The organism is Nocardia alni (genome assembly GCF_019038435.1).
GTDB lineage: Bacteria > Actinomycetota > Actinomycetes > Mycobacteriales > Mycobacteriaceae > Nocardia > Nocardia alni.
The window spans coordinates 22,813-28,902 of record NZ_JAGPOX010000122.1; the positions used below are offsets into that span (position 1 = coordinate 22,813).

Annotated in this window: 8 protein-coding genes; 3 read left to right on the forward strand and 5 right to left on the reverse strand. The window is 66.9% G+C overall.

What is annotated here, in order from left to right; translation table 11 throughout:
* Window positions 1–61 precede the first annotated feature (61 nt).
* Window positions 62–940, forward strand: a complete 879-nt coding sequence (locus tag JZ791_RS33745; protein ID WP_216900185.1) for a LysR family transcriptional regulator — start codon at window positions 62–64, stop codon at window positions 938–940.
* A 91-nt stretch (window positions 941–1,031) separates the two neighbouring features.
* Here the strand turns inward: JZ791_RS33745 and JZ791_RS33750 are convergent, their stop codons facing one another.
* From JZ791_RS33750 to JZ791_RS33770, 5 genes are all read right to left on the reverse strand, one after another.
* Window positions 1,032–1,373: a DUF190 domain-containing protein gene (locus JZ791_RS33750; protein ID WP_216900187.1), complete on the reverse strand. Its 342-nt coding sequence runs from the start codon at window positions 1,371–1,373 to the stop codon at window positions 1,032–1,034.
* Window positions 1,370–1,714, reverse strand: coding sequence for a DUF190 domain-containing protein (locus JZ791_RS33755; protein WP_216900189.1), 345 nt, complete (start codon window positions 1,712–1,714; stop codon window positions 1,370–1,372). Before JZ791_RS33755 ends, JZ791_RS33750 begins: the two co-directional genes overlap by 4 nt.
* 163 nt (window positions 1,715–1,877) lie before the next feature.
* Entirely contained in the window at window positions 1,878–2,864 is a 987-nt protein-coding gene (locus JZ791_RS33760) for a trypsin-like serine peptidase (RefSeq protein WP_216900191.1), read from the reverse strand.
* A 345-nt stretch (window positions 2,865–3,209) separates the two neighbouring features.
* Window positions 3,210–3,638, reverse strand: a complete 429-nt coding sequence (locus JZ791_RS33765; protein WP_216900193.1) for a MerR family transcriptional regulator — start codon at window positions 3,636–3,638, stop codon at window positions 3,210–3,212.
* Window positions 3,635–4,030, reverse strand: a complete 396-nt coding sequence (locus tag JZ791_RS33770; protein WP_254206784.1) for a hypothetical protein — start codon at window positions 4,028–4,030, stop codon at window positions 3,635–3,637. Before JZ791_RS33770 ends, JZ791_RS33765 begins: the two co-directional genes overlap by 4 nt.
* 144 nt (window positions 4,031–4,174) lie before the next feature.
* Here JZ791_RS33770 and JZ791_RS33775 point away from each other — a divergent pair, with 144 nt between their 5' ends.
* Both JZ791_RS33775 and JZ791_RS33780 read left to right on the forward strand, forming a co-directional pair.
* Window positions 4,175–5,077, forward strand: coding sequence for an alpha/beta fold hydrolase (locus JZ791_RS33775; protein ID WP_216900195.1), 903 nt, complete (start codon window positions 4,175–4,177; stop codon window positions 5,075–5,077).
* Between the two features lie 42 nt (window positions 5,078–5,119).
* Window positions 5,120–5,857, forward strand: a complete 738-nt coding sequence (locus tag JZ791_RS33780; protein WP_216900197.1) for a MerR family transcriptional regulator — start codon at window positions 5,120–5,122, stop codon at window positions 5,855–5,857.
* Window positions 5,858–6,090 lie beyond the last annotated feature (233 nt).

Genomic DNA, 6,090 nt, shown 5'->3' on the forward strand with positions numbered 1-6,090 from the left:
AGGCGAAGCGGCGGCCAACACCGTTGTGGTTCGCTCGATACCGCATCGGTATGGTGAGGTGGTGGATCTGCGCGGACTGCGGTACTTCGTGGCCGTCGCCGAGGAACGGCACATCGGCAGGGCGGCCGCTCGGCTCCGCATGACCCAGCCGCCCCTGAGCCGGGCCATTCACCACCTCGAGGCCGACCTCGGCGTGAACCTGTTCGCCCGGACCCCGAACGGGGTGGAACTCACCGAAGCGGGCCGCACCCTCTACGAGGACGCCCTGTCGCTGCTGAAGCAGGCCGACCGGATCGAGGTGCGCGTGCGCTCCACCGCGGGGCACGCCGCCCTGACCGTCGGGTCATTGGCCGACACCGCGGAACTCGTTGGGGGACGGATCGTTTCGGCGTTCCGGGAACGTCACCCGACCGTGTCCGTGCGCGTCCACGAGGCAGATCTGGGCGATCCCAGCGCCGGGCTGCGGGCGGGGCTGGTCGACGTCGCACTGACCCGATTGCCGTTCGAGGACACCGGCCTGCGCAGCCACGTCCTGCACGTCGAACCGATCGGGCTCGTGGTGCGCGATGACGACCCCCTGGCCGGCCAGGCGTCGGTACGGCTCACCGACCTGTCCGACCGGCGATGGATACGACTACCACCGGATACCGATCGGATATGGCGCGAGTACTGGACCGGATCGAGCACCGCCACCCCGGACACCCCGATGCGCACCATCCAGGAATGCCTGCAGGCGGTGCTGTGGAACGGCATGTCCGCACTCGCCCCACTCGACCAGGTCACACCCGCCGGGCTGACCACCATCCCCGTGCTCGACCGCCCACCGAGCAGGCTGGTACTCGCCTGGCCCGGCGTCCGCCCATCCCCGCTGGTCGGCTCGTTCGTGCGAATCGCGGCCGAGGTCTATCGCGACAGGAACACGCGACCTGGGCCCGCGTAGTCGTCGGGGCTCCGGATTTTCGGCTCGCCGACTCGCCTGGTGATCGCAGAACCTCCGGCGATCGAACTCGTCGCTGTCGAGGCATGAACGGTTATGAGGGGGTCTTCGCCCGGTAGTGGATGACTTCGACGGCATCGAGCAGGATTGTGCCGTCGCAAACGAGTTCGTCGAGGTGCGGGAGGAATTCGCGGATACGGTCCTCGGCGTCGACGATGATGACGACCACGGGGAGGTCGCCGGCCATGTCCAGGAGGCGGGTGGTGTGGACGATCGAGTGGTTGCCGTAGCCCTCACAGCCGCGCAGCACGGTGGCGCCGGCGAGGCCGGCTTCGCGGGCGCGGCGGACGATCTCGTGATAGAGGGGTTTGTGATGCCATATGTCGTCTTCGCCGACGAAAATCTGCAGGCGCAGTGCATCTCCGGTGAGTGTCACGACCGGCCTCCTCGGGTCTTGTGGCGGACGATTTCGACCTCGTCGAGAACGACGAGGCCGGCGAGGTCCAGGTCGTCGAGTTGGGGCAGGAACGCGCGGATGCGGTCCTCGTCGTCGGCGATGACGATCAGCACCGGCATGTCCTGGCTGAGCCGGAACACGTGGGCTGTGTGGATCCGCGAGCCGGCCCCGAAGCCCTCGACTCCGCGCAGCACCGTGGCGCCGGCCAGTCCCGCCTTGTGGGCGCGGTGCACGATCTCGCCGTAGAGGGATCGGTGGTGCCAGCCGTCGCTTTCGCCGAGGAAGATCGACAGTCGCAGTGCCCTGCCGGAGCTTTTCACGCCGCTGCCTCCTGGTGCCACACCAGACCCAACAGCCCCGTTGTCAGAGGGCTGCTGGGAGTGTCCGCGGGCGGACCTATCGCCGATTCCAGTAGATCGCGGTGGTGGTTGGGCGGTCAAGGGTCACGCCGCCGTGCGGACCGGCCTGGCCGGGGTCACACCGTCAATTCGCGACGGTGCCGGTGACCCGGCCCAGTTGTGGCGACGGTGTCGCGCTGATGGCGGCCGCGTACAGGAGCCGGGTGTTGTCGCCGAAGGCCGAGGAATAGGAGACCTGGGGCAGGTCTCCGCCTTGTTCGTAACCGCCGATGACGCCCTTGATCGCACCGGCGGGGGTGGCGAATGCGCTACCGCTGGTGCCATCGAGGTATCCGGGGCAGTCGAATTCCAATTGGTGCGGTATATGCGAGTCGGTGAGTTTGTTCTGGCAGGTGACAGGCTCTTCGGCGGTGTTCGGATAACCTCTTACCTGCACCACTCCGGACGACGGTGTATCGAAGACCAGATCGGCGGCGCCGGTCTTTCTCTGGACCTCGGAGTTGCTCCCGTCGGCCGCGACCAGCTGCAGAAATGCGAAATCGTTGTCGATATCGCCTTGGGCGTTGGGATCGCCCTTGGGATGTGGATTGAAGATGGGGTTGACCACACCATCCCACTGGGCGTCGGCCATGAACCGAGTCGCCTTCCACAGGCCGTAAGGATAAACGCCGTCGTGATAGCCCGGCGCGAAGTCCACGTCGAGATTACCGGCGCGGGAGCGGCCGCCCAAACAGTGCGCGGCAGTGATCACCAGGTTGCCGTACGGGCTGCTCACCACGGTGGCGGTGCAGAAGTGGTCCTCCAGGTTACCGCTGTCGTCGGTATGAAAGAGTGCGCCGATCGCGGGCACTCCTTCGAACGACGAATTCTGGCCGTACACAGCGGGATCCGGCCGGAAGGCCAGCGGATCGGCCGGCGCCCCCAGGCCGGGAACAGTCGGCACCGCCGACGCGACAGGGATATCCGTTGCCGGCACATCGAATGCGGGGGCCGTCAGCAGACCGAACGCGAAAGCGCCGATCAGCGGGATCCGCAACCATCCGACCGCCGCTCCGCGCCGCTGCCGACCGCCCGTATTCGGAGTGGTACGCAGCCGAGAAAAGGTATTCAATAGCGATCCTTGTCTGTGATTCACCCCGGGCTTCGGGGCGGCGAAAAATCCAGAGGATCGTATGTCAAGCCGCGAGACACGTTGCACTCCATGACAAGTCAGCAAATGGCGCAGCGGATCAGCAAACGTCGTCCGCGACGTTGCCGGCGAGTTCGGGAGACTCGGGCATCACCACGGCGCGCCCAGGAGAGGTTCCCGGACTCGGTGATGTCGCCGGGTAAACCCTGGCGGTCATCTGGGCGCTGGCGCGGCATGTCGCGAACCGTTAGGTGCCCCCATGTGTTTCGCCTTCGGTGGCGACCGGGTCGTTGGTCCCGCGGATCCGATCGCCGAACCTTCGTCGCCTCACTCGCCTCGCCCGGTGGGGGTCGTCGTGGTGTCGGTGAATGGTATTGGGCAGTAGGGGCTTTCGCCGCAGGTCAGCAGGTCGTCGCAACCGGCATCGATTGCCGCGGTGAGTGTGTCCCGGATGGTGGTGAGTTCGCCGAGTTTGGCGTCGACCTCGGCCACCTTGGCGCGTGCCTGATCTCGCAGCCCCGCCGCCGTGCTGTGCGGTGTGGCTTCCAGGAGATCGGCGACCTCGCCGAGGGTGAATCCGAGGCGTTGGGCGGCCTTGATGATTCGCAGCAGCGCGACAGTGCTTTCCGGGTAGAGACGGTGGCCGCCGAGCGAGCGGTCCGGCCGGGGCAGCAGGCCGCGGCGCTCGTAATAGCGCAGAGTCTGCACATTCACTCCGGCAGCCGCGGCCAGTTGCCCGCTGCGCAACGTGCTCATCCCGGCCTGTTCGTCCGGGCACGGAGTGCGAGCCCGTCTAGCACGGTGATCCGAGCGTCAGGGACGCTGATGTCCATCCAGACGGCCCCCGGCCCGGCGGGGGTGAATCCGAAGGTGAAGAATCCGCAGCACTCCGATTCCCTGGCTGCCAGTTCTCGGGCACGCGGTTCGGTCAGGGCGTCGATCTCCAGTCGCAACCGGTTCGGCGTCGGCCGCTCGACGCCCCGCAGCGCGGTGGCGAACAGCGAGTCGAACTCGGCCACCCGCAACGGCTGCTGCACCGTGGGCAACGTGCACGCGTCCACCGCCACCCACGCCGTATCCACTGCGGGTCCCGCCTGCGGGCCGACTCTCGGCGTGCTCGGCCGTCCAAGGGGTGATCGACTGACCATGACCTGCACCTTCGCATATCTCGGCGGACCCGGTGACCCGCTGTGATTCGATGCTAAGCCTGTAGGCGGGTACAGGATGCAACCCGTTCGTGGACTGCCGCACTGCTTGACCCTGACGTTGCGTAGGGGTTGCACGCTTGCCTCATGACGAAAAACATCGCTTCAGTACCTCGGCCCGCTCCGCCGGTCGGAGGGTTCCAGGAGGTCGACGAGCGTCGCATTTTCCTGCATCGGATGGGCAGTGGGGGACCGGCCGTCGTGTTCCTGCCGGGCGCGAGCCTGGTCGGTCTGGACTATTACGCTGTCCAGCAACGGGTTTCGCAGTTCACCACTGCGGTGGTGTACGACCGCGGTGGCACCGGCTACAGCGATCCGGTCGTGTTGCCGCGCACGGCCGCCGCGGTCGCCACGGAACTGCACGACGTGTTGAGCGCTCAGCGCATCGCGGCTCCCTACGTCCTGGTCGCGCACTCCCTTGGTGGCGCTTACGCGCATCGGTTCGCGCAGTTGTATCCGCAGGAGGTGGCCGGGCTGGTCTGGGTGGACGGGTTCCACCGGGACTGGGAGGAGTTCATGCCCGCCGCGGTGAGCCTGGCCGCCGTCGAGCGGATGGTGGCGCCCTCTCCCGAGCAGATGCGCCCGGCGGTCCGCGCGATGTTCACCGAACTGGTGGTGGACTACCCGCAGCATCTGCGACAGCCGCTGATCGACGCGCACATCAGCGACGAATGGCTCCGCGCCGGGATCGCCGAGCGTGGCAAGATGCTCGCGCTCGCCGACGAATTGCTCTGCGGGCCGGACATTCCCGATGTCCCGGTGGTCGCGCTGACCGCCGAGGGCACCGACCCCGGCCAGCAGGCGATGCCGGAGCAGACGATGCGCGCGATCCACGAGGGCGCGAGCAGCATGGCCGCGGCCATGGTGAGCAGGGTGTCGTATGGTGAACATCGCGTCGTTTCCGACGCCGGCCACAACCAGTTGTGCTTCACGCACACCGAGGTCCTGGTCCGGGCGATCCGCGATGTGCTCGACCGGGCCCACGCCTAGACTCGACCCTGCCGCGTTTTCCCGAAGACCGGAGGTGGACGGGTGCTCACGATCGGCCAGCTCGCGGCGACCGCCGGAGTGACCGTGCGAACCATCCGTCACTATCACCAGATCGGCCTGTTGCCCGAGCCCGAGCGCGACGCCTCCGGCTACCGCCGCTACGGCGCCCAAGCGGCGGTGGACCTCATTCGGATCAGGACACTCGCCGGCGCCGGAGTACCACTGGCCCGCATCGAGGTCCTGCTGCGCGCGCGACCGACCGAATTCGCCGCTGCCATCACCGATCTCGACGCCGAGTTGCGGGGCAGGATCGAGCAGCTCACCGAGCATCGCCGCCGCATAGCCGAATTGGCAAGTGGTGAAGAGCTTGTGCTGCCCTCCGAGGTGGTCGACATCCTGAATCGGCTGCGCGGCTTGGGAATCAGCGAACAGACGGTTCGGCTGGAGCGCGATCTTTTCATCCTGACGCAGGCCACGGACCCCAGCGCTGCCGCGCAGTGGATACGGGACAAGCGCGCCGGCTTCGAGGACCCCGAGCGCATGCGCCTGTATCTCGCCTGCGATCAGTCGATCGACTGGGATCCGCGCGATCCACGCGTGGACCGGCTCATCGACGATCTGGAGATCTGGGAGATCGCACACGGGGGCCGCACCAGCCGCCCGGAGAGCCCCACGCCGGTCTTTTCCCTGATTCTCAAGGAGTCACCGGCGTTGCATCGAATCCTCGATGCGCTCGCTCACCGCGCCGATCGGCGCCGAATCGCCGTTCCTGACAACTGACTGTCATCGCCGAAACGCCGTTATGCGAATACTCAGCAAATTCACCAGGCTGTTCCCTGGATCGGTAGGCAGTATCGACTGTGGTCGGGAAGCGGGCATATCCGCCGGATGTGTCTCGCCTGATGAGTTCGCATGGAGGAGAGTGACATGTCGTTTCTGACACCGGTATTCGGTTGGAACCACGGATGGGATCACGGTGGCGGCCACGGCTGGGGCGGTGGCCACGGCTGGGG